Annotated in this window: 16 protein-coding genes and 1 tRNA gene; 2 read left to right on the forward strand and 15 right to left on the reverse strand. The window is 73.0% G+C overall.

Annotated features, from left to right (window positions below; genetic code table 11):
* Window positions 1–170: 170 nt before the first annotated feature.
* Window positions 171–1,496: an ABC transporter substrate-binding protein gene (locus tag LBW97_RS00895; protein WP_224497521.1), complete on the reverse strand. Its 1,326-nt coding sequence runs from the start codon at window positions 1,494–1,496 to the stop codon at window positions 171–173.
* A gap of 238 nt (window positions 1,497–1,734) precedes the next feature.
* Window positions 1,735–2,334: an ANTAR domain-containing response regulator gene (locus LBW97_RS00900; protein WP_224497522.1), complete on the reverse strand. Its 600-nt coding sequence runs from the start codon at window positions 2,332–2,334 to the stop codon at window positions 1,735–1,737.
* 75 nt (window positions 2,335–2,409) lie between these two features.
* Here LBW97_RS00900 and LBW97_RS00905 point away from each other — a divergent pair.
* Both LBW97_RS00905 and LBW97_RS00910 read left to right on the forward strand, forming a co-directional pair.
* Window positions 2,410–2,483 (forward strand) — tRNA-Leu (locus tag LBW97_RS00905).
* Window positions 2,484–2,617: 134 nt separating this feature from the next.
* Window positions 2,618–4,258, forward strand: a complete 1,641-nt coding sequence (locus LBW97_RS00910; RefSeq protein WP_224497523.1) for an aminotransferase class V-fold PLP-dependent enzyme — start codon at window positions 2,618–2,620, stop codon at window positions 4,256–4,258.
* A 13-nt stretch (window positions 4,259–4,271) separates the two neighbouring features.
* On the opposite strand, the gene LBW97_RS00915 is transcribed toward LBW97_RS00910, so the two are convergent.
* The 13 genes from LBW97_RS00915 to hisI all read right to left on the reverse strand — a co-directional run bounded on the left by LBW97_RS00915 (window position 4,272) and on the right by hisI (window position 21,819).
* Window positions 4,272–5,147, reverse strand: a complete 876-nt coding sequence (locus LBW97_RS00915; RefSeq protein WP_224497524.1) for an acyl-CoA thioesterase II — start codon at window positions 5,145–5,147, stop codon at window positions 4,272–4,274.
* Window positions 5,144–6,559 (reverse strand): pyruvate kinase, encoded by a 1,416-nt coding sequence (pyk, locus tag LBW97_RS00920; protein ID WP_224497525.1) that lies wholly within the window; start codon window positions 6,557–6,559, stop codon window positions 5,144–5,146. The genes LBW97_RS00915 and pyk overlap by 4 nt, the downstream gene beginning before the upstream one ends.
* 101 nt (window positions 6,560–6,660) lie before the next feature.
* Window positions 6,661–8,151 (reverse strand): glutamate synthase subunit beta, encoded by a 1,491-nt coding sequence (locus LBW97_RS00925; RefSeq protein WP_224497526.1) that lies wholly within the window; start codon window positions 8,149–8,151, stop codon window positions 6,661–6,663.
* 44 nt (window positions 8,152–8,195) lie between these two features.
* Entirely contained in the window at window positions 8,196–12,869 is a 4,674-nt protein-coding gene (gene gltB, locus LBW97_RS00930) for a glutamate synthase large subunit (RefSeq protein WP_224497527.1), read from the reverse strand.
* A 355-nt stretch (window positions 12,870–13,224) separates the two neighbouring features.
* Window positions 13,225–14,163, reverse strand: coding sequence for a prolipoprotein diacylglyceryl transferase (lgt, locus tag LBW97_RS00935; protein WP_224497528.1), 939 nt, complete (start codon window positions 14,161–14,163; stop codon window positions 13,225–13,227).
* Complete coding sequence (gene trpA, locus LBW97_RS00940) at window positions 14,160–14,960, reverse strand: tryptophan synthase subunit alpha (protein WP_224497529.1); 801 nt, start codon at window positions 14,958–14,960, stop codon at window positions 14,160–14,162. The genes lgt and trpA overlap by 4 nt, the downstream gene beginning before the upstream one ends.
* Window positions 14,957–16,306 carry a tryptophan synthase subunit beta gene (trpB, locus tag LBW97_RS00945; protein ID WP_224497530.1) on the reverse strand — a complete coding sequence of 450 codons (1,350 nt, stop codon included), beginning with the start codon at window positions 16,304–16,306 and terminating at the stop codon, window positions 14,957–14,959. Before trpB ends, trpA begins: the two co-directional genes overlap by 4 nt.
* Before the next feature lie 68 nt (window positions 16,307–16,374).
* On the reverse strand, window positions 16,375–17,889 hold the full coding sequence (locus LBW97_RS00950) for an HNH endonuclease signature motif containing protein (protein WP_224497531.1): 1,515 nt from the start codon (window positions 17,887–17,889) through the stop codon (window positions 16,375–16,377).
* 100 nt (window positions 17,890–17,989) lie between these two features.
* Window positions 17,990–18,322, reverse strand: a complete 333-nt coding sequence (locus LBW97_RS00955; protein WP_224497532.1) for a hypothetical protein — start codon at window positions 18,320–18,322, stop codon at window positions 17,990–17,992.
* Window positions 18,323–18,369: 47 nt separating this feature from the next.
* Entirely contained in the window at window positions 18,370–19,179 is an 810-nt protein-coding gene (gene trpC / locus LBW97_RS00960; RefSeq protein WP_224497533.1) for an indole-3-glycerol phosphate synthase TrpC, read from the reverse strand.
* Window positions 19,180–19,289: 110 nt separating this feature from the next.
* Window positions 19,290–19,925 carry a Trp biosynthesis-associated membrane protein gene (locus LBW97_RS00965; protein ID WP_224497534.1) on the reverse strand — a complete coding sequence of 212 codons (636 nt, stop codon included), beginning with the start codon at window positions 19,923–19,925 and terminating at the stop codon, window positions 19,290–19,292.
* Complete coding sequence (locus LBW97_RS00970; protein ID WP_224497535.1) at window positions 19,922–21,445, reverse strand: anthranilate synthase component I; 1,524 nt, start codon at window positions 21,443–21,445, stop codon at window positions 19,922–19,924. The genes LBW97_RS00965 and LBW97_RS00970 overlap by 4 nt, the downstream gene beginning before the upstream one ends.
* Window positions 21,442–21,819, reverse strand: a complete 378-nt coding sequence (gene hisI / locus LBW97_RS00975; protein WP_224497536.1) for a phosphoribosyl-AMP cyclohydrolase — start codon at window positions 21,817–21,819, stop codon at window positions 21,442–21,444. Before hisI ends, LBW97_RS00970 begins: the two co-directional genes overlap by 4 nt.
* Between the last annotated feature and the right edge of the window lie 25 nt (window positions 21,820–21,844).

The raw sequence follows: 21,844 nt of genomic DNA on the forward strand, positions 1-21,844 counted from the left end.
GGAACGGCGTCCACGCGGTCGAGCTCGAGGACGGCGTGCCGAGGGCGAGGACGGCGGGTGGCTCACAGGAGCCCGGACAGCACCGGAGCCCGGACAGCACAGTGGCGCGGCACCCCGGGGTGCCGGGCCACTGTGGTGGCTCCTACCGGGTCAGGACCCGGTAGCGGGGATCAGCGCTGCGGGCCGACCCCGTTCTGGTTCAGGCTCTCCAGGATCCGCGAGGACTCCTCGAAGCCGATGACCACGATCGCGTCGGGGTTGAACTCCACCATCTCCTGGACCTCGGAGTCGAAGTTCGCGGCCTGCGGGTCGTAGGTGATGCTGACGATGTCGTCCTCGGCGAGGCCGGCGTCGATCAGGTTCTGCTTCGTGTTGTCCGACAGGCCCGTGCCGTACGGGTCGTTGAGGGCAAGGATCCCGACGGTGTTGTTGCCGTCCTCGATGATGAGGTCGGACAGGGCGCGAGCCTGCAGGGTGTCCGGCGGCGCGGTGCGGAAGTACAGACCGTTGTCGTTGTAGGTCGTGAACTGGTCCGACGTGTTGGCCGGCGAGATCTGCATGACACCGGCGCCGGTGATGGCGTCGATGACGGTCAGGCTCACGCCGGACGAGGCGGCGCCCACGATCGCGTTGACGCCGGACTGCAGGAGGCGGTCGACGGTCTGCGTGGCCGTGTCGGTCGAGGCGTCACCGGAGTCACCCTCGACGAGCTGCACGGGCTGTCCGAAGACGCCGCCGGCCGCGTTGATGTCCTGGATGGCGAGCTTGGCGCCGGCGACCTCGGGCGGGCCGAGGAACGCGAGGTTCCCGGTCAGCGGGAGGAGCGTGCCGATGACCAGCGGCTCGCCGGCGGCGGCAGCCGCGGCCGGGGCCGGGCCTTCGTCGGTGGCGGCGTTGGCCTCGTCACCGGCGATGACGAACTCGGTGGCGTCGTTGTCGATCTGGTTGTCGTCGCCGAACTGCTGGAGGCCGAAGCTGGCCTGAGCGGGCTCACCGGCGTCGGCGAAGCTCAGCGGACCCGACTGGCCGTCGTAGTCCACGTTGCCGCCGCCACCGAGGATCTCCGCGCAGCTGGCGAAGTCCTCGCAGGCGTCCCCACCGAAGGTGAGGCCGTTCATGTAGTCCTTGAAGACGTTGGCGTCGTTGGTGCCGGCCGACTGAGCGGCCAGGGCGACCAGGACGACGGCGTCGTAGGTCTCGCCGGCGTAGTTGAAGTCCTGGAGGTCGGGGTCGACCTCCATGAGGCGGTCGCGGAACTCCTGCGAGAGGTCCGTGAGGGGCAACGTGCCCTTCATGCCGGCGAGCGCGCCCTCCTCGGAGAAGTCCTCTCCGAGGGCGTTGCCCATGTTGCCGTCGGTCCCGTAGACGTTGACCTGCTTCTCGCCGCTGTCGCCGGAGTCCGCGGTGTCGCCGCTGTCGCCGCCGCCACAGGCGGTGAGGGCGAGGAGGGCGGCACCGGTCACGGCGATGCCTCGGGCAGTGGTGCCAGTGCGCATCAAGCAACTCCCAGTGTCATCTGACAAGCGTCGGACGCGCCTCGCGGGAGGACCCGGTCGGGGAGGCGCCCGATCAGTGGGCAGAACGTAGCTGCCGATTCCGCCGATCGGTCCAGACCCCGAAGCGATAGTGATGAGGTCGTGACCTCGATGACGTCAGCGGGACGAAACGAGCACAGAACGTGCGCGGTCGATGACGAAGCGCTTTGACAGGCTGTGGTGAGGCCCGGGCGGACGATCAGGCGGGCGCTTCGCCCGCTGCGGCACTCCCGGTGAGGATCGCCTCGGCCAGCGCCTTCATGCTCGTGCGCTGGTTCATCGCCGTGCGCTGGATCCAGCGGAAGGCCTCGGCCTCGGTCATGCCCTGGTCGCTCATCAGGCGGCCCTTGGCCTGCTCGACCACCTTGCGGGTCTCCAGCCGCTCCTCGAGGGTCCGCACCTCGCCGTCCAGCGCCGTCATCTCCGCGAAGCGGCCCCGGGCCACCTCGATGGCGGGGACCAGGTCGTTCTTGGAGAAGGGCTTCACCAGGTAGGCCATGGCACCGGCGTCCCGCGCCCGCTCCACCAGCTCGCGCTGGCTGAAGGCGGTCAGCACGATCACCGGGGCGATCCGGGCCGTCGCGATCTGCTCCGCGGCCGAGAGCCCGTCGAGCACCGGCATCTGGATGTCGAGGATGACCAGGTCCGGGTTCAGCTCGCGCGCGCGGTCGACCGCCTGCTGCCCGTCGCCGACCTCCGCGACGACGCTGTACCCCTCCTCCTCGAGCATCTCCTTGAGATCGAGGCGGATCAGGGCCTCGTCCTCGGCGATCAGGACGCGGATCGGATCGGTGCTCACGGGGCGGGAGCCTAGCGGCGTCGGACGCCGACCACTCCCCCGCTAGGCTTCTCGGGCGCCGGTCGCACCCGGCAGGCCCCCGTACCCCAATCGGCAGAGGGAGCGGATTCAAAACCCGCGCAGTGTGCGTTCGAGTCGCACCGGGGGCACCGTGCATTCGGTTCTGTCGTGGCGAGTGGGGCCCGGAGGGCTCCGCGCAGCCGCGACGCAGCGGCTCCACGCGACCGTGGTGGCACGTGGCCGCGGTGCGGTCCGGAGGACCGCAGTGTCATAGCGTGACCCTGTGACCGAGCCCGTTCCGCACATGACTCCCGAGCAGTTCCGGCGCCACGGGCACGAGGTGATCGACTGGATCGCCGACTACTGGGAGCGCATCGGCTCGTTCCCCGTGCGGTCCCAGGTCTCCCCCGGCGACGTCCGCGCCGCTCTCCCGGAGTCCGCCCCCGAGCAGGGCGAGGGCTTCGACGCGATCCTCGGCGACCTCGACCGCGTCGTCCTGCCCGGCATCACGCACTGGCAGCACCCCGGCTTCTTCGGCTACTTCCCGGCCAACACGTCAGGCCCCTCGGTGCTCGGCGACCTCGTCTCCGCCGGCCTGGGCGTCCAGGGCATGTCGTGGGTGACCAGCCCCGCGGCGACCGAGCTCGAGCAGCACGTCATGGACTGGCTGGCCGACCTCCTCGGCCTGCCGGAGTCCTTCCGCTCCACGGGCACCGGCGGCGGCGTCGTGCAGGACTCCAGCTCCGGCGCCAACCTGGTCGCGCTGCTCGCCGCCCTGCACCGGGCCGCCGGGGGCGCCACCGTGCGCCAGGGCGTCCAGCCCGAGCGGGCGACCGTCTACGTCTCCAGCGAGACGCACTCGTCGATGGAGAAGGCCGTCCGCATCGCGGGCCTGGGCACCGACGCCGTGCGCATCGTGGAGGTCGACGGCGACCTGGCCATGAACCCCGGCGCGCTGGCCGCCCGCCTCCAGCGCGACGTCGACCGCGGCTACCGCCCCGTGCTGGTCTGCGCCACCGTCGGGACGACGTCGACCACCGCCGTCGACCCGCTGGCGGCCATCGGCCCGATCTGCCGAAAGTACGGCGTCTGGCTGCACGTGGACGCCGCCTACGCCGGTGTCAGCGCGATCGCCCCGGAGCTGCGCGAGCTGCAGGCCGGCGTCGAGTGGGCCGACAGCTACACCACCGACGCCCACAAGTGGCTGCTCACCGGCTTCGACGCCACGCTCTTCTGGGTCGCCGACCGGGCCGCCCTCACCGGTGCGCTGGCGATCCTCCCCGAGTACCTCCGCAACGCCGCGACCGACGCCGGCGCCGTGGTCGACTTCCGCGACTGGCAGATTCCGCTCGGCCGCCGCTTCCGGGCGCTCAAGCTGTGGTTCGTGCTCCGCTGGTACGGCGCCGAGGGCCTGCGCGCGCACATCCGCTCGCACGTGGCGCTCGCCCAGGAGCTCGCGGCATGGGCCGAGGCCGACGAGCGCTTCGACGTCGTCACCAAGCACCCGCTGTCGCTGGTCTGCCTGAAGCCCCGCTGGCCCGTCGGCGTCGACGCCGACGTCGCCACCATGACGCTGCTCGACCGGCTCAACGACGGCGGCGAGGTCTTCCTGACCCACACCACGATCGAGCGGCAGCCGGTCCTACGCGTGGCCATCGGCTCGCCGGCGACCACCCGCCAGCACGTCGAGCGGGTGTGGGCGCTGCTGAAGGAGGGCCACGACTGGCTGGCCGCCGACTTCGCCGCACAGGCGGCCGAGCAGGCCGCTGTCCGGGCTGCCGAGCGTGCGCGGGCAGAGCAGGAGCGCGCCGAGCGGGACCGTCAGAAGGTGGAGGCGACGGCAGCCGAGGCCGGGGCCACCGGGCCGGCCGCCACGGAGGAGCCGGCGGAGACCGTCCCCGAGGAGACCGGCGACCCCGCATGAGCGGGGCCGGGCCTCATCCGGCGGGGCGGATGAGGCCCTCCTGGGCCACCGTCGCGACGTGCCGGCCGTCGGCGGACCAGAGCTTGCCGAAGCACAGCGCGCGGCCGGCGGAGGCCGCCGGGCTGTCGGTCTCGTAGAGCAGCCAGTCGTCGGCCCGCACCGGCTGGTGGAACCAGATGGCGTGGTCCAGGCTCGCGCCCGCGAAGTCCGGCCAGCCGCCGCCGAGCCGGGCGAACCCGGCCGACAGCAGGGTCATGTCGCTCACGAACGTCAGGGCCGCGGCATGGACGGCGGGGTCGTCGCCCAGGTCGCCCGCCACCCGGAACCAGGTCCGGGTCTCGGTGTGCGGCGGGGACTTCGGCGGCGCGGCGAACGGGTCCTGCAGGAACCGCTGCTCGACGACGTGCTCCATCGCGTTCATCCACGCCGCCTTGTCCCCGTGCCGGGCGACGACGTCGGCGGTGCCGAGCGCCTCCTCCGGCGACGGGACGTCGGGCGCGGGCGTGACGTGCTCGGCGACCGGCGTCTCACCCGCATGGAAGTCCGCGGTCAGCGCGAAGATGGCGACCTCCTCGCCCTTGCGCTCCTGCCAGGCCACGACCCGGCGGGTGGTGAAGGAGCGCCCGTCGCGGATCCGGTCGACGGCGTAGCGGATCTCGGCGAACGGGTCGCCGGGGCGCAGGAAGTAGGCGTGCAGCGAGTGCACGCCGCGATCGGCCGGCACGGTGCGTCCGGCGGCGACCAGCGCCTGGCCGGCGACCTGCCCGCCGAAGATGCGCTGACGCTCGGTCGAGGGCGTCTTCCCGACGTAGACGTCGGTGTCGCGCTCCTCGAGGTCGAGCACGGCCAGCAGCGCCGCCGCCTGGCTGTCGCCCCGTCCGCCGGTCACGAGTCGGTACCCACCTCGTGCACGCGGATCAGGTTCGTCGATCCGACGGTGTTGGGCGGGCTGCCGGCGAGGACGACGACGCGGTCGCCCACCTTGAGCCGGCCGATCGAGAGCAGAGAGAAGTCCACCTGCTCGACCATGTCGTCGGTGTGCTCCACAGCGGGCACCAGGAACGTCTCCACACCCCATGAGAGCGCCAGCTGGCTGCGCACCCGGGCGTCCACGGTGAAGGCGAGCAGCGGCTGGCGGGGGTGCAGCGCAGCCAGCCGGCGGGCGGTCTCGCCGGTCTGGGTGAAGGTGGCCAGCGCCTTCACGTCGAGGGACTCGCCGATGTCGCGGGCCGCCCGGACGATCGCGCCCGAACGCGAACGGGACCGGCGGGCCACCTCGGGCACCCACAGGTGGTCGCTCTCGACCGCGTCGATGATGCGTTCCATCGTGCGGACGGCGCCGATCGGGTACGCACCCACCGAGGTCTCGCCGGACAGCATCACCGCGTCGGCGCCGTCGAGCACCGCGTTGGCGACGTCGGACGCCTCGGCGCGGGTGGGCCGGGAATTGGTGATCATCGACTCGAGCATCTGGGTGGCCACGATGACCGGCTTGTTGCGCTCGCGGGCGGCCTGGATCGCCCGCTTCTGCACCAGCGGCACCTGCTCCAGCGGGAGCTCCACGCCGAGGTCACCGCGGGCGACCATGATGCCGTCGAAGGCCTCCACGATCGCGTCGAGGTTCCTGACCGCCTCGGGCTTCTCCAGCTTGGCGATGACCGGGACGTAGATGTCCTGCTGGCGCATGATGTCGCGCACCAGCGCGACGTCGGTCGGCGACCGCACGAAGGACAGCGCGATGAAGTCCACGCCCAGCGACAGTGCGAAGCGGAGGTCGTCGGTGTCCTTGTCCGACAGCGCGGGCACGCTCACCGCGACCCCGGGCAGCGACAGGCCCTTGTTGTTCGAGACCTTGCCGCCCTCGACGACCAGGCAGAAGACGTCGGGGCCCTCGACCCGCACGACGCTGAGGGAGAGGTTCCCGTCGTCGACCAGCAGCCGGTCGCCGACCTTCACGTCGTTGGACAGGTTCTTGTACGTCGTGGACACGCGCTCGGCCGTGCCGGCGACGTCCTCGACCGTGATGCAGACCTGGCTGCCGGTCTCCCAGACCACCGGGCCGTCGGCGAACGTGCCGAGCCGGATCTTGGGGCCCTGAAGGTCGGCCAGCACCGCGACGGCGTGGCCGGTCCGGTCGGAGGCCGCCCGCACCAGGCGGTAGGCGGAGGCATGGTCCTCGTGCGCACCGTGGCTGAAGTTCAGCCGGGCCACGTCCATGCCCGACTCGACCAGTGCGTTGATCTGGTCGGCGGAGCTGGTGGCCGGACCGAGGGTGCAGACGATCTTCGCGCGGCGGGACATGCGGATAACGCTAGTGCTACGACGAACTGCATGGCGGAGCGGCCCGAGCCCGGATCCCGCGTGTCGGCGTTACCGACCAGTAGGTTCCGGGCCCGGCCCGCTCAGCGGAGCGCGACCGCCGTCGGGGTGACCGGCCGCGGCAGCATGGAGCTGCCGGTGAGCCAGGTGTCGACCGAGGCGGCCGCGGCGCGCCCCTCCGCGATCGCCCAGACGATCAGCGACTGCCCGCGCCCCATGTCACCGGCGACGAAGACGCCGGGCACGGTGGACATGTACTCGGCGTCGCGGGACACGTTGCCGCGGCCGTCGACCTCGACGCCCAGGGTGTCGACCAGGCCCTCGGTCTGCGCGCCGGTGAAGCCCATCGCGAGGAAGACGAGGTCCGCCGGCAGCTCGCGCTCGGTGCCCTCGATCTTCTGGAAGCGGCCGTCGACCCGCTCGACCTCGTGCAGCAGCAGGGCCCGCACGTTGCCGTTGTCATCGCCCAGGAACCGCTCGGTGTTGACCGAGTAGAGCCGCTCGCCACCCTCCTCGTGCGCGCTGGAGACGCGCATGATCATCGGGTAGGTCGGCCAGGGGTTGCTGCCCTGGTCCCGGCGGTCCGGCGGCGACGGCATGATCTCCAGCTGCGTGACCGAGGCCGCGCCCTGGCGGTGCGAGGTGCCGAGGCAGTCGGCGCCGGTGTCACCGCCGCCGATGATCACGACGTGCTTGCCGGCGGCGTTGATCGGCGGCTCGTCGAGCTCGCCGATCGCCTGCAGGTTGCCGTAGGGCAGGTACTCCATGGCCAGGTGGATGCCGGCCAGCTCGCGGCCGGGAGCCGGCAGGTCGCGGCCGATCGTGGCGCCACCGGCGAGGACGACGGCGTCGTGGTCCCCGCGCAGCTGCTCGACCGACAGGTCGGCCTCGGCGCTCCCACCGACGTCGACGCCGGTGACGAAGCGGGTGCCCTCGGCGCGCATCTGGTCCAGCCGCCGGTCCAGGACGGACTTCTCCATCTTGAACTCGGGGATGCCGTACCGGAGCAGGCCGCCGATCTTGTCCGCCCGCTCGTACACGGTGACGTCGTGCCCGGCGCGGGTGAGCTGCTGCGCGGCGGCGAGGCCGGCAGGCCCGGAGCCGACGACGGCGACCTTCTTGCCGGTGCGCTCGGCCGCGTTCTGGGGGGTCACCCAGCCCTCGTCCCAGGCGCGGTCGATGATCTCCCACTCGATCTGCTTGATCGTCACCGGCGACTCCTGCAGGTTGAGCACGCAGGAGCCCTCGCACGGCGCCGGGCAGAGCTTCCCGGTGAACTCCGGGAAGTTGTTCGTGGCGTGCAGACGCTCGATGGCGCTCTGCCAGTCGTCACGGCGGGAGAGGTCGTTCCACTCCGGGATCAGGTTCGCCACCGGGCAGGCGTGGTGGCAGAACGGGATTCCGCAGTCCATGCAGCGCGCGGCCTGGGTGCGGACCTCGGCCGTCGGGAACAACGGGTCCTCGCCGTTCTCCCGCCGGCTGTAGACGTCCTTCCAGTCCATGAGCCGGAGCTCGACCGGACGGCGCGGCGGCAGCGCGCGGTCGTACTTCAGGAAACCGGTCTGGTCAGCCACGTGCTGCCTCCTCCTGCTGCTCGATGGTGCGGTGGGCGGTCCGGTCAGCCACGTGCGGCCTCCATCACTGCCCGGTCGACGTCGATGCCGGCGGCCTCGGCGGCCCGCCGGGCCTCCATCGCCCGCCGGTAGTCGCGCGGCATGATCACGCTGAACTGCTCGGACCAGCGGCCCCAGTCGGCCAGCAGCGCGGCGGCCACGGTCGACTCGGTCTCGGCGGCGTAGCGCACGAGCACGTCGCGCAGCCACTGCGCGGACTCGCCGTCCAGCGGCTCGACGTCGACCATCTCGGTGTTGACCCGGTGCCTCGCCAGGTCGAGCACGTAGCCGACGCCCCCGGACATGCCCGCCGCGATGTTGCGCCCGGTCGGGCCCAGGATCACCGCGCTGCCGCCGGTCATGTACTCCAGCGCGTGGTCGCCCACGCCCTCGACGACCGCGAGCGCACCGGAGTTGCGGACGCAGAACCGCTCGCCGACCCGGCCGCGCAGGAAGATCTCCCCGCGGGTGGCGCCGTAGCCGATGACGTTGCCGGCGATGACGTTGTCCTCCGCCAGGAAGGGCGCCTCGCGCGAGGGACGGACGATGATCCGCCCGCCCGACAGGCCCTTGCCGACGTAGTCGTTGGCGTCGCCGAACAGCCGCATGGTGATACCGGGCGGCACGAAGGCACCGAAGGACTGACCGGCCGATCCGCCGAAGGTCAGGTCGATCGTGCCGTCGGGCAGACCCTCGCCACCGAAGCGGCGGGTCACCATCGAGCCGAGCATCGTGCCGACGGTGCGGTTGACGTTGCGGACGGGGAGCTCCAGGCTCACCGGCCGCGCGTCGAGCAGCGCGCCCTCGCACAGCTGGATCAGCGTCTGGTCCAGTGCGACGTCGAGGCCGTGGTCCTGCCCGCGCATCCGCCGCAGCGGCGCGCCCTCGGGCAGCTCGGGCACGACCAGGACCGGCGAGAGGTCCAGTCCCTGCGCCTTCCAGTGCCCGACCGCCTTGCGGGTGTCCAGCAGCTCGGCGTGGCCGACGGCCTCGTCGATCGACCGGAAGCCCAGCTCGGCCAGGTAGTGCCGCACCTGCTCGGCGAGGAACTCGAAGAAGGTGACGACGAACTCCGGCCGCCCGGTGAACCGCTTGCGCAGCTCCGGGTTCTGGGTGGCCACGCCGACGGGGCAGGTGTCCAGGTGGCAGACCCGCATCATCACGCAGCCGGACACGACGAGGGGCGCGGTCGCGAAACCGAACTCCTCGGCGCCCAGCAGCGCGGCGACGATCACGTCGCGGCCGGTCTTCATCTGGCCGTCGACCTGCACGGTGATGCGGTCGCGCAGGCCGTTGGCCAGCAGCGTCTGCTGGGTCTCCGCCAACCCCAGCTCCCACGGGGAGCCGGCGTGCTTGAGGGAGGTCAGCGGCGCAGCACCCGTGCCGCCGTCGAACCCGGAGATCAGGACGACGTCGGCGTGCGCCTTGCTGACACCCGCAGCGACCGTGCCGACCCCGACCTCGGCGACCAGCTTGACGTGCACCCGCGCCTCGTTGTTCGCGTTCTTGAGGTCGTGGATGAGCTGCTTGAGGTCCTCGATCGAGTAGATGTCGTGGTGCGGCGGCGGGCTGATCAGGCCGACGCCCGGCGTCGAGTGCCGGGTGCGGGCCACCCACGGGTAGACCTTGGCGCCGGGCAGCTGGCCGCCCTCGCCGGGCTTGGCGCCCTGCGCCATCTTGATCTGGATGTCGTCGGCGTTGACGAGGTACTCGCTGGTGACGCCGAACCGGCCGGAGGCCACCTGCTTGATCGCCGAGCGGCGCAGGTCGCCGTTCGCGTCGGGGCTGAAGCGGTCGGGGTCCTCACCGCCCTCACCGGTGTTGGACCGGCCGCCGAGCCGGTTCATCGCGATGGCGAGCGTCTCGTGGGCCTCCTGCGAGATGGAGCCGTAGCTCATCGCGCCGGTGTTGAACCGCTTGACGATCTCGCTGACCGGCTCGACCTCGTCGATCGGCACGGGCGGGCGGACGCCGGTCTTCAGCGTGAAGAGACCGCGCAGCGTGGCGGCGTCCTCCGACATCTGGTCGACCGTCTGCGTGTACTTCTCGAAGACGTCGTACTGCCGCGAGCGGGTGGCGTGCTGGAGCAGGAACACCGTCTCGGGGTTGAACAGGTGCACCTCGCCCTCGCGGCGCCACTGGTACTCGCCGCCGGTCTCCAGCCGCCGGTGCGCGCGCTCGGTCGGGTTCACCGGGTACGCGCGGCGGTGGCGCAGGGCCACCTCCTCGGCGAGGACGTCGATGCCGACGCCGCCCAGCGGGGCGGAGGTGCCGGTGAAGTACTCGTCGACGAGGTCCTTGGACAGGCCGACGGCCTCGAAGATCTGGGCCATCGTGTACGAGCCGACGGTGCTGATGCCCATCTTGCTCATGACCTTGAGGACGCCCTTGCCGAGCGCCTTCACCACGTTGCGCACGGCCTGCGCCGGCTCGATGCCGGTCAGCTCGCCGTCGCGGATGAGGTCCTCGATCGACTCGAAGGCCAGGTAGGGGTTGACGGCGGCCGCGCCGTAGCCGAGCAGCAGCGCGACGTGGTGGACCTCGCGGCAGTCGCCGGACTCGACGACGAGACCGACCTCCATGCGGGTCTTCTCGCGCACCAGGTGGTGGTGCACCGCGGCGGTCATCAGCAGCGACGGGATCGGGGCGCGCTTCTCGTCGCAGTCGCGGTCGGAGAGCACGATGATCCGGGCGCCCGCGGAGATGGCCTTGGAGACCTTCGTCCGCAGCTGCTCGATCGCCTCGGCCAGCGCCGTGCCGCCACCGTTGACGTCGAAGTGGCCGGTGATCCGCACGGCGGCGAAACCGGGCAGGTCGCCGTCGTCGTCGATGTGCAGGATCTTGGCCAGCTCGTCGTTGTCGATGACCGGGAAGGGCAGGTGGACCTGCCGGACCGACGCCGGGGACGCGGTGAGCAGGTTCTGCTCCGGCCCGAAGGTGCGCCCGAGGCTGGTGACCAGCTCCTCGCGGATGGCGTCCAGCGGCGGGTTGGTGACCTGGGCGAAGAGCTGCCCGAAGTAGTCGTAGAGCAGCCGCGAGCGGTCCGACAGCGCCGCGATCGGGGTGTCGGTGCCCATGGAACCGATCGGCTCGGCCGCACTGGCCGCCATCGGCGTGATGAGCACGCGCAGGTCCTCCTCGGTGTACCCGAAGAGCAGCTGCCGGCGGACGACTGACTCGTGGCTGGGCCGCGAGCGGCGACGCTCGGGCAGCGAGGGCAGGTGGACCAGGCCCGCGTGCAGCCAGTCGTCGTACGGCTGCGCGGCGGCCAGGGCGCCCTTGACCTCCTCGTCGGAGACGATCCGCCCGGAGGCGGTGTCGACGAGGAACATCCGGCCCGGCTGCAGCCGGCCCTTGGCGACGATGTCGGCGGCCGGGATGTCGAGCACGCCGACCTCGCTGGCCATGACGACCAGGTCGTCCTTGGTGTGCCACCAGCGGCCGGGACGCAGGCCGTTGCGGTCCAGGACCGCGCCGATCAGCGTGCCGTCGGTGAAGCAGACCGCGGCCGGCCCGTCCCACGGCTCCATGATCGAGGAGTGGAACCGGTAGAAGGCGCGGCGAGCCGCGTCCATCTCGTCGTGGTTCTCCCACGCCTCCGGGATCATCATCAGCACCGCGTGCGGCAGCGAGCGGCCCGACAGGTGCAGCAGCTCGAGCACCTCGTCGAAGGTCGCCGAGTCGCTGAAGTCGCTCGCGGTGACCGGGAAGATCCGCTCCAGGCCGAGCTCGGACGCCGGACCCGCGGGGCCGTCGAACATCTCGGTGGAGAGCTTGGCCTCGCGCGCCCGCATGCGGTTGCGGTTGCCCTTGATGGTGTTGATCTCGCCGTTGTGCGCGATGAAGCGGAACGGGTGAGCCAGCGGCCAGCTCGGGAAGGTGTTGGTGGAGAAGCGGCTGTGCACCAGCGCGATCGCCGACTCGTAGCGCTCGTCGCGCAGGTCGGGGAAGAACAGCGGCAGCTGGTCGGTGGTCAGCATGCCCTTGTAGGTGATCGTGCGCGAGGACAGCGAGGAGATGTACAGCGAGCTGCCGGCGTCGACCGCGGCACGCTCGGCCCGCTTGCGCAGCACGAAGGAGCGCCGCTCCAGGCGGGTGACGCCGTGGCACTCGACGTTGCCGCCGAAGGCCGCCCCGTCGGCGCGGGCGCCCATGGTCTCGGCGACGAAGAGCTGGGCGAAGTGCGGCATGACCGCGCGGGCCGTCGGGCCGAGGTCGGCACCGTCGGGGTCGACCGGCACGTCGCGCCAGCCGAGGACGGTCAGCCCCTCCTCCTCCGCGAGCCGGGCGACGTCGGCGACCCGGGCGGCGCGCTCGTCGGCGTCGGCCGGCATGAAGGCGATGCCGACGGAGTACTCGCCCAGCGGCGGCAGGTCGAAGTCGACGCTCGCCCGGAGCAGCGCGTCGGGGACCTGGGTGAGGATGCCGGCGCCGTCGCCGGAGTTGGGCTCGGCACCCGCGGCACCGCGGTGGTCCAGGTTGTGCAGCGCCGTCAGACCGGCCTGCACGATGCGGCGACTCCGTCGCCCGCGGGCGTCGGCCACGAAGGCGACACCACAGGCGTCCTTGTCGTTCGCCGGGTCGTACAGGCCCTGCACGGGCGGCACGGCCGAGAACGGGACGGCGGTCCCGCTCGGGCGCGAGGCGCCGTCAGTGGCGGGGGCGGGAAGGTCGGTCACAGTCACTCCCGTCGTCGGCGCACCGTCGTCCCTCGGGAGTGAGGGCGGACGGGGGGCGGAGGCCCAGCCGGGGGTCGAAGGCGGCGGAGAAGGCGGCACGTGCGGAGCGCCGGGGACCGGCCGGACAGAGATGCCCCGACCGTTCCTGGCGTGCAGACCCAGCGGGTGGTGCCGCTGGGCCGTCGTCCGCGGGGCGACGCTGGCCCGGTCCGACACTACGACCCGGCCAGGATCTCTGGCGAGTCAAGCGAGAGGGTACACAGCCGTAACACGGAACTGACATGACGGAAGCCACGCCACGCCCCGCTGTCCGGATCGCTGCGATCCCTGTCCGGACCAGGGTTCTCGCGGGTTCTCAGGAGGGTGCCGGCGGCTCGTGATCGTTCTCACGCGCGGGCGCCTTGGCGGCTGCCGTCCGTCGGGGCGACTGCTCGATCCGGCGCTGCTCCGCGACGTCGGACCGGTCGATCTCCTCGCGCGGCCGGCCGCGCTGCCAGACGAAGTACGCCACGGCCAGCAGGCCGACGATCACCGAGGTGAAGACGTTGACCCGCACACCGAAGAAGGTCTCCGCCGGATCAGATCGCAGCAGCTCGATCCAGAGCCGGCCCGCGCAGTAGGTGGCGACGTAGAGGGCGAAGGCCCGGCCGTGGCCGAGGCGGAACCGCCGGTCGGCCCAGATGACCAGGACGGCGGCCGCCAGGTTCCACAGCAGCTCGTAGAGGAACGTCGGGTGGAAGGTGCCCAGGAGCACCGGCTCGCCGTCGGCGCCGGTGACCGCGCGGCCGCCGTCCCACTCGTAGATCTTGAGTGCCCAGGGCAGGTCGGTGGCCCGGCCGTAGAGCTCGTTGTTGAACCAGTTGCCGAGCCGCCCGACCGCCTGGGCGAGCAGCAGCCCCGGCGCGAGCGCGTCGGCGAACGCCGGCAGCGGGATGCCGCGGCGCCGGCAGGCGATCCACGCCCCGACGCCGCCGAGGGCGATGGCGCCCCAGATGCCGAGGCCGCCCTCCCAGATGGCGAAGGCCCGGAGCGGGTCGCCGCCCTCCCCGAAGTAGGGCCGCGGGCTGGAGATCACGTGGTAGAGGCGGCCACCGATGATGCCGAACGGCACCGCCCAGACCGCGATGTCCAGGACGTCGCCGGGCGCTCCCCCGCGGGCGATCCAGCGCCGCTCGGTGAGCACGATCGCGACGATGATGCCGGCGACGATGGCCAGGGCGTAGGCGCGCAGAGGGAAGGGACCGAGCTCCCAGACGCCCTGGGTCGGGCTCGGGATGGCGGCGAGGACGCTCACGCGCGCACCTCTGCCCGGCGCACGCCCGCGGCGAGATCCTCGGTGAGGGCGCGGACGCCGTCGGCGCCCCGCCCCTCGATCATCTCGCGGACGTAGGCCGACCCGACGATGACGCCGTCGGCGAAGGCGGCGATCTCCGCGGCCTGCTCGCCGTTCGAGACCCCGAGGCCCACGCACAGGGCGATGTCCGGGCGCGCCTGCCGGGTGCGGTCCACCAGCGTGCGGGCCGCGTCGCCCACGCTGGCACGGGCTCCGGTGACGCCCATGGTGGAGGCGACGTAGACGAAGCCGCGGCTGGCGGCGGCCGTGGCGGCGAGCCGCGGATCGGTGGAGGACGGCGCCACGAGGAACACCCGGTCCAGACCGGCGTGGTCGCTCGCGGCGATCCACTCGCCCGCCTCGTCGGGGATCAGGTCGGGGGTGATGGCCCCCGCTCCCCCGGCCGCGGCCAGGTCGGTGGCGAACCGCTCGACGCCGTAGCGCTCGATGGGGTTCCAGTAGCTCATCACCGTCGCGGCTGCCCCCGCGGAGGCCACGGCCTCGACGGCCCGCAGCACGTCCCGCATGCCGACGCCGGCGCGGACGGCGACCTCGACGGCCTCCTGGATCACCGGCCCGTCCATGCCCGGGTCGCTGTAGGGCACGCCGATCTCGATGACGTCGGCCCCGGCCTCGACGGCGGCGACCATCGCGGCGATCGAGGTGTCGACGTCGGGGTAGCCGACCGGCAGGTAGGCGACCAGGGCGGCGCGCCCCTCCGCCTTGGCCGCGCCGATGCGCTCGGCGAGGATGCTCACAGCTCTTCTCCCGCGTCCTGGCCGGCGACGGCCTCGTCGTTGCTGACCGCGCCCTCGGTGGGCTGCTGGTCGGTGTCCAGGCCGGGGCCCGGGTCGACCTCCTCGCGGTCCCCGAGGCCGAACCACCGGGACGCCGTCTCGACGTCCTTGTCGCCGCGGCCGCTGAGGTTCACCAGCAGCATGGCGTCCGGACCCAGCTCCCGGCCGAGCTTCATCACCCCGGCCAGCGCGTGCGCGGACTCGATCGCCGGGATGATGCCCTCGGTCCGGCAGAGCAGCGCGAACGCCTCCATGGCCTCGGAGTCGGTGATCGGCCGGTACTCCGCTCGCCCGATGTCGTGCAGATAGGAGTGCTCGGGTCCGACGCCCGGATAGTCCAGGCCCGCGCTGATCGAGTGGGACTCGATGGTCTGGCCGTTGTCGTCCTGCAGCAGGTACGACCGGGCACCGTGCAGGACGCCCGGCGAGCCGCCGGTGATCGTGGCCGCGTGCCGCGGGGTGTCGACGCCGTCGCCGCCGGCCTCCAGGCCGATCAGCCGCACGCCCTCGTCGGGCACGAAGGCGGTGAAGATGCCGATGGCGTTGGACCCGCCGCCGACGCAGGCGAGGACGGCGTCGGGCAGCCGACCCTCGCGCTCGAGCACCTGGACGCGCGCCTCGTCGCCGATCACCCGCTGGAAGTCCCGGACCATCGCCGGGAACGGGTGCGGGCCGGCGACGGTGCCGAACACGTAGTTCGTCGTCTCGACGTTCGTGACCCAGTCGCGGAACGCCTCGTTGATCGCGTCCTTCAGGGTGCGCGAGCCGGTGGTCACCGGGATGACCTCCGCACCCAGCAGCCGCATCCGGGCGACGTTGAGCGCCTGGCGGCGGGTGTCCTCCTCGCCCATGTAGACGGTGCAGGACAGCCCCATGAGCGCGGCCGCGGTGGCGGTGGCGACGCCGTGCTGGCCGGCGCCGGTCTCGGCGATGACCCGGGTCTTGCCGATGCGCTTGGTGAGCAGTGCCTGGCCCAGCACGTTGTTGATCTTGTGCGAGCCCGTGTGGTTGAGGTCCTCGCGCTTGAGCAGCACGCGGGCGCCGCCGCAGTGCTCGGCGAACTTGGGCACCTCGGTGACCGGGCTCGGGCGGCCGGTGTAGTCGCGCTGCAGCCGGGCGAACTCCGACAGGAACGCGGGATCGACCCGCATCGCCTCGTAGGCCTCGGTCAGCTCGTCCAGCGCGGCGATCAGCGCCTCGGGCACGAACCGGCCGCCGAAGATGCCGAAGTGGCCGGTCTCGTCCGGCCAGCCCGGGCGCGCCGGAAGCGAGAGTTCTCCGGTCTGCGGCGGGCGGGTGGTCGTCATGTCTCCCAGTGTCTCCCGTGACGACCACACCGCGGCGCAGGGGTCGCCGCCGAGTCATCCGATCGCTGTCAGAAGGGCGGTGGGTCGTCGGCCGGGTCGAGTGGTGGTGGCGGTGGCTCGGTGAGCACGCGGTAGCCCGGTGGTCGGCTGATCCGGGTGACGCCGGAGGGTGTGAGAACGGTGAGGACGCCGTCGTCGCTCATCGTGTGCTGCCAGCCCGGGGCGAAGGTCTTGAGCCGGTGGTGGCGGCGGCAGAGGCAGCAGAGGTTCTCGCAGCTGGTTTCGCCGCCGTCGGCGTGGGCGAGAACGTGGTCGAGGTCGGCCCATCCGGCGCGCACGGTGCAGCCGGGGTGCCGGCAGGTGCGGTCCCGAGCCTTCGTGAAGCGGTACTGGCCTGCCGAGGGCCGGTAGCGGTCAACCGGGCCGGGTGGGCCCAGCACCGGGCAGCCGCACGCGGTGTCGGGGTGGTCGGGGCAGCCGTGGCGGGCCAGCCGGCCGAGTTCGGTGGGGCTGGTGAGCGCCAGCAGTCGGCCGGTGCGGTCGGTGATCGCGATGTCGAGGGTGCCGCCGGCCGGCGCCCGCAGGCCCAGGGCGTCGAACCGGGTGAGCAGCTCGCGTAGATGGGCGGCGGTGATCGGCTCGCCGTCGACCTCGCCGATCGGCCCTGCGGTGCCGGGCTGGATGAACGCGGCCGGCCGCGCCGCACCGGAGGAGAGGAACCCGGCGGGGGTCAGCGCCGCCAACGGGGCGACGACGGTCAGGTGGGCGGTGACCGACGGCCGTTCCTGCCAGGGGCGCAGGATCAGGTCGGCGACCGCGCCGGTCCGCAACAAGCCGAGCGGACGGATGTCACCTGCCTCCTTCGCGGCGCGGGCGTGCTGGTCGGCCGCGTCGCGGCAGGCGCGGGCCTCGGCGTGCGGCATGAGGACGCGGAACTCGCTCATCCCGTCCCCGACCGGCCGCACCGTCACGTCCGCGCCCCGCGCCCGCTGCTGCCGGCGCCGATCGGCCGCAGCGGCGTCGCGGGCCAGCAGCTCGGCGCGCACCGCCTCTCGCAGGCCGCGTACCGACAACTCCCCGGCCCGCGGGAGCACCGCGGCCTCCATGCCGGCAATCACCGCCGGATCGGTCTCCCGGCCGGTGGCAGCCACCTCCGCGGCTATCGCCCGGGCCCGCGCCCAGTCCAGCCGACCCCGCCGCAGCAGCCCGAAGGTCCCCGGCAGCAGCGTGGTCAGGACCTCGGCGTGCTCCAGCAGCGTCACCGCCGCAGCCCGGCTGCAGTTCTGCACAGCAGCCAGCTCATCGGGCACGAACTCACTCACCCCGGCCGGCCCGGTCGGGCCGGCGCCCTCGCCGCCGGGCAACGGGTCGACCGGAGCGGGCCGGGCAACGGCCAGGTCCATCACCAGTTCAGCGCGCAAAGCCGCCAGCTGCGCTTCGGCCGCCACGATCTGCCCCAGCAGCCCCGCCGCCGCCGACGCGCTCCGGCGCACCGGCAACCAATCGCTCAGCGGCTCGTCCAACCCAGGAGCCGGGTCCGGATCCACCAGCTCCCACGGCGAGGGCACGGGATCGACAGGCATCACAGTCACCCCGACCGCGAACCCGCATCCCGACATACCTGCAGGCTAGAGCCGAGGTACGACAGTTTCGCGGGCCGGTACCACTCGCACCGCCCGCTGGCTACGGCCGGTCGCCCACCCAGTCGTCGAGAGGGCGGGGCTCCGATCCGACGGCCAGAAAGATTCGGTAGCCGGGCAGTTCCGCCTGCAGGTGCCGCGCCATCCGCACGGTCATCGGCGTCCCCGGTCGGAGTTGAGGAGGGCTGCTCCGCGTGAAGGGGTCGTGCTCCCAGCCCTCCTGCCACGCACGCAGTCGCTCGACGAGCCCGCTCGACACGCCCAACGCCAACAGCCCCTCGGCCGTCACGTTCCCAGAGTCCTGGCTGTCAGGACCGTGCCAGACCGGCACGTCGACGCCGTGCTCGGGCATCAACGTCAGTCCCGGCGGCGGCATCGCCGCCTCGTCCGCGCGCAGTGCCCAATCACCCGCTACCGGCGGGATCAGCGGGTGGTGCGCGGGGTGGCGGGGTGCGAGCCCGCCGTGACCAGGTCGGCGACCGCCTGGCGTGCGTCGCCGGCGGTGACGAGGCCCTCGCCGACCAGCACCGCGTCGGCACCGGCGGCGGCGTAGCTGATCAGGTCGTGCGGGCCGCGGACGCCGGACTCGGCGACCTTCACGACCTCCGACGGCAGCCCCGGCGCGATCTTCTCGAAGGTCGAGCGGTCGACCTGCAGCGTGGTGAGGTCGCGGGCGTTGACGCCGATCACCGACGCTCCGGCGTCCAGCGCGCGGTCGGCCTCGGCCTCGGTGTGCACCTCGACCAGCGCCGTCATGCCGAGGGACTCGACCCGCTCCAGCAGACCGGTGAGCACGTTCTGCTCCAGCGCCGCGACGATCAGCAGCACGACGTCGGCGCCGTAGGCCCGGGCCTCGTGCACCTGGTAGCTGCTGACGATGAAGTCCTTGCACAGCACCGGGACGTCGACGACGGCGCGCACGGCGGCCAGGTCGGCGTGCGATCCACCGAAGCGGCGGCCCTCGGTGAGGACGGAGATGACCCGCGCACCGCCCGCGGCGTACTGGGCGGCGAGGTCCGCGGGGTCGGCGATGTCGGCCAGGTCGCCCTTCGAGGGGCTGCGGCGCTTGACCTCGGCGATGACGCCGACGCCGGGGGCGCGCAGCGCGGCGAGGGCGTCGAGCGCCGGCCGGGCCGCCTGGGCGGCTGCCTTCACCTGGTCCAGCGGCGTGGCGGCCTCGCGCACGGCGAGGTCCTCGCGGACGCCGGCGACGATCTCGTCGAGAACGTTCACGGCGTCCCTGCCTCTCGCTCGTCCATGCCCGCGGTTGGGTGGACCCACTCTAGAAGGGGGCGCCGGAGCCCCCGGCCCGGGGGCCGGTGCCCCGGCTCCCGGCGGTTCCGCTATACGCCGGACCCGTTCCTCGGGGCCGCCGGGGAGTCGGTCGGCTCCACGGTCGGGTCGTCACCGCGGTCCAGCGCCTTCCACGCCTCCTGCGCCCGGTCCTCGTCGGTGCGCGGCGGGGCCACGGCGGGGGTCCGCTCGTAGCGGCGCCCCATACCCGGCCACCCGCGCCCGCGCACGGTCGCCAGCAGACCGACGGCGACGGCGAGCAGCCCAGCGACCAGTGCGAGCACCGGCCAGGCCGGGGAGACGTCGACGGCGACCGAGGTGACGCTGCCGCCGCTCACGCCGGGCAGGTCCGCCGCCGCATCGGACACTCCCCCGGCCAGCACCCGCAGCGCCGACCACAGCAGCGCTCCCCCGGCCACCGCGGTCAGCAGCCCGACCACCGCGCGCCCGGCGCCGCGTACGGCGAGCAGGGCCACCGCAGCGGCCAGCAGCACCAGCCCGGCGGCGGTGACCAGTGGCGCGGCCGCGCTACCGGAGAGCGCCCCGTCGACCGGCGGCAGCGGACTGCGCCGCTCGGCGGTGACGGCGGCCCACCGCTGGCTGGCCGCCGTCAGCGCGAGCGCGCCGGCGACGGCGGCGCCCAGCACCGCGGTGGTCAGCTCGCGGCGGGGACTGCTGCCGCTCACGCGAGCTCCCGGAGGCTCTCCGCCGTCGCGATGGCCGACAGCACGGCCCGGGCCTTGTGCCGGGTCTCGGCCTCCTCGGTCGCGGCGTCGCTGTCCGCCACGACCCCGGCCCCCGCCTGCACGTAGGCCCGCCCCTGGTGCAGGACGGCGGTGCGGATGGCGATCGCCATGTCCATGTCACCGCTGGCGTCGACGTACCCGACTGTGCCCGCGTACAGCGCGCGCCGGGTCGGCTCGAGGGTCTCGATGATCGTCATCGCGCTCGGCTTGGGTGCGCCGGAGACGGTGCCGGCCGGGAAGGTCGCGTCGAAGACGTCGAGGGCGTCCCGGTCCGGGCTCACCTCGCCCGCCACCGTCGACACCAGGTGCATGACGTGGCTGTAGAGCTCGACCCGCATGAAGTCGGGCACCTCGACGCTGCCCGGCACGCAGACCCGGCCCAGGTCGTTGCGCGCCAGGTCGACCAGCATCACGTGCTCGGCCCGTTCCTTGGGGTCGGCGAGCAGCCCCTCCGCCAGCCGCAGGTCCTCCTCCTCCGTCGCGCCGCGCGGCCGGGTGCCCGCGGGCGGGTGCACGACCGCCGAGCTGCCGGTGACCGTGACCAGCGCCTCCGGCGAGGATCCGACGACGTCGAACGGCGTCTCGCGCCCGGCGAAGCGCAGCAGGTACATGTACGGCGAGGGGTTCGTCGCGCGCAGGACCCGGTAGAGGTCGAGGGCGTCGACGTCGGTCTCCAGCTCGAAGCGCTGGGACAGCACCACCTGGAAGGCGTCGCCGGCACGGATGTGCTCGCGCACCCGCTCGACCCCCGCCTCGAACTCCCCGGTGCCGAGGTTGCTGCGCACCGGTGGCGCGTCGGCCCGCTCGAACACCGCAGCGGTCGGCGCGGCCGCGCCCGTGAGGGCGGCGGTCATGTCGTCCAACCGGGCGACGGCGTCGTCGTACCCGCTGCCGCCCTGCCTTCCCCCGCCCCGCTCCGTCCCCTGCAAGGCGTTGGCGATCAGCAGCACCGAGCCGTCGGTGTGGTCGAGCACGGCGAGGTCGGTCACCAGCATCATCGCCAGCTCGGGCATGCCGAGGTCGTCGGTGCTGGTCTCGGGTAGCCGCTCGAGCCGCCGGACGACGTCGTAACCGAGGTAGCCCACCAGTCCGCCGGTGAGCGGCGGCAGGCCCTCCGTGCGCGGCGAGCGCAGCCGCCGGGCCATCAGGCGGACCGCCGCCAGCGGGTCGGGCGGCAGCTCGTCGGTGAGGCCGGGCACGTCCTCCCCCAGCCACTGGGTGCGCCCGTCCCGCTCGCTGAGCACGCCGGCGCTGCGCACGCCGACGAAGCTGTACCGCGCCCAGCGCTTGCCCTGCTCGGCCGACTCCAGCAGCACGGTGCCGGGCCGGTTGCCGGCCAGCGCCCGGTAGACGCCGATCGCCGTCTGCCCGTCGGCCAGCAGCCGCCGGGTGACCGGGACGACCGTCGCATCGATCGCCGCGAACTCCTCGCGGCTCGGGGTGGTGACGCCGAATCTCACGCCCGGACCCCCTCGACCGCCGGCAGCTCCCGGTAGAAGCAGCTGCGCTCGCCGGTGTGGCAGGCGGCGCCCTCCTGGTCGACCAGGACGAGCAGCGCGTCGCCGTCGCAGTCGACCCGGACCTCGCGGACCCACTGGCGGTTGCCCGAGGTCTCGCCCTTGACCCAGTACTCCCGCCGGCTGCGTGACCAGTAGGTGGCGCGGCCGGTGGTGAGCGTCCGGCGGAGGGCCTCGTCGTCCATCCAGGCGACCATCAGCACCTCCAGGGAGTCGTGCTGCTGGACGACGGCGGCGACGAGCCCCGACGGGTCGTGGCGCAGCAGCGCGGCGACCTGCGGGTCGAGCACGGGACCGGCGGGCGGGACGGCGGACATGCCGCCAGTCTGCCGTGCCCCGCGT

Origin of the sequence: Blastococcus sp. LR1 (assembly GCF_020166105.1) — a bacterium.
Taxonomy (GTDB): domain Bacteria; phylum Actinomycetota; class Actinomycetes; order Mycobacteriales; family Geodermatophilaceae; genus Blastococcus.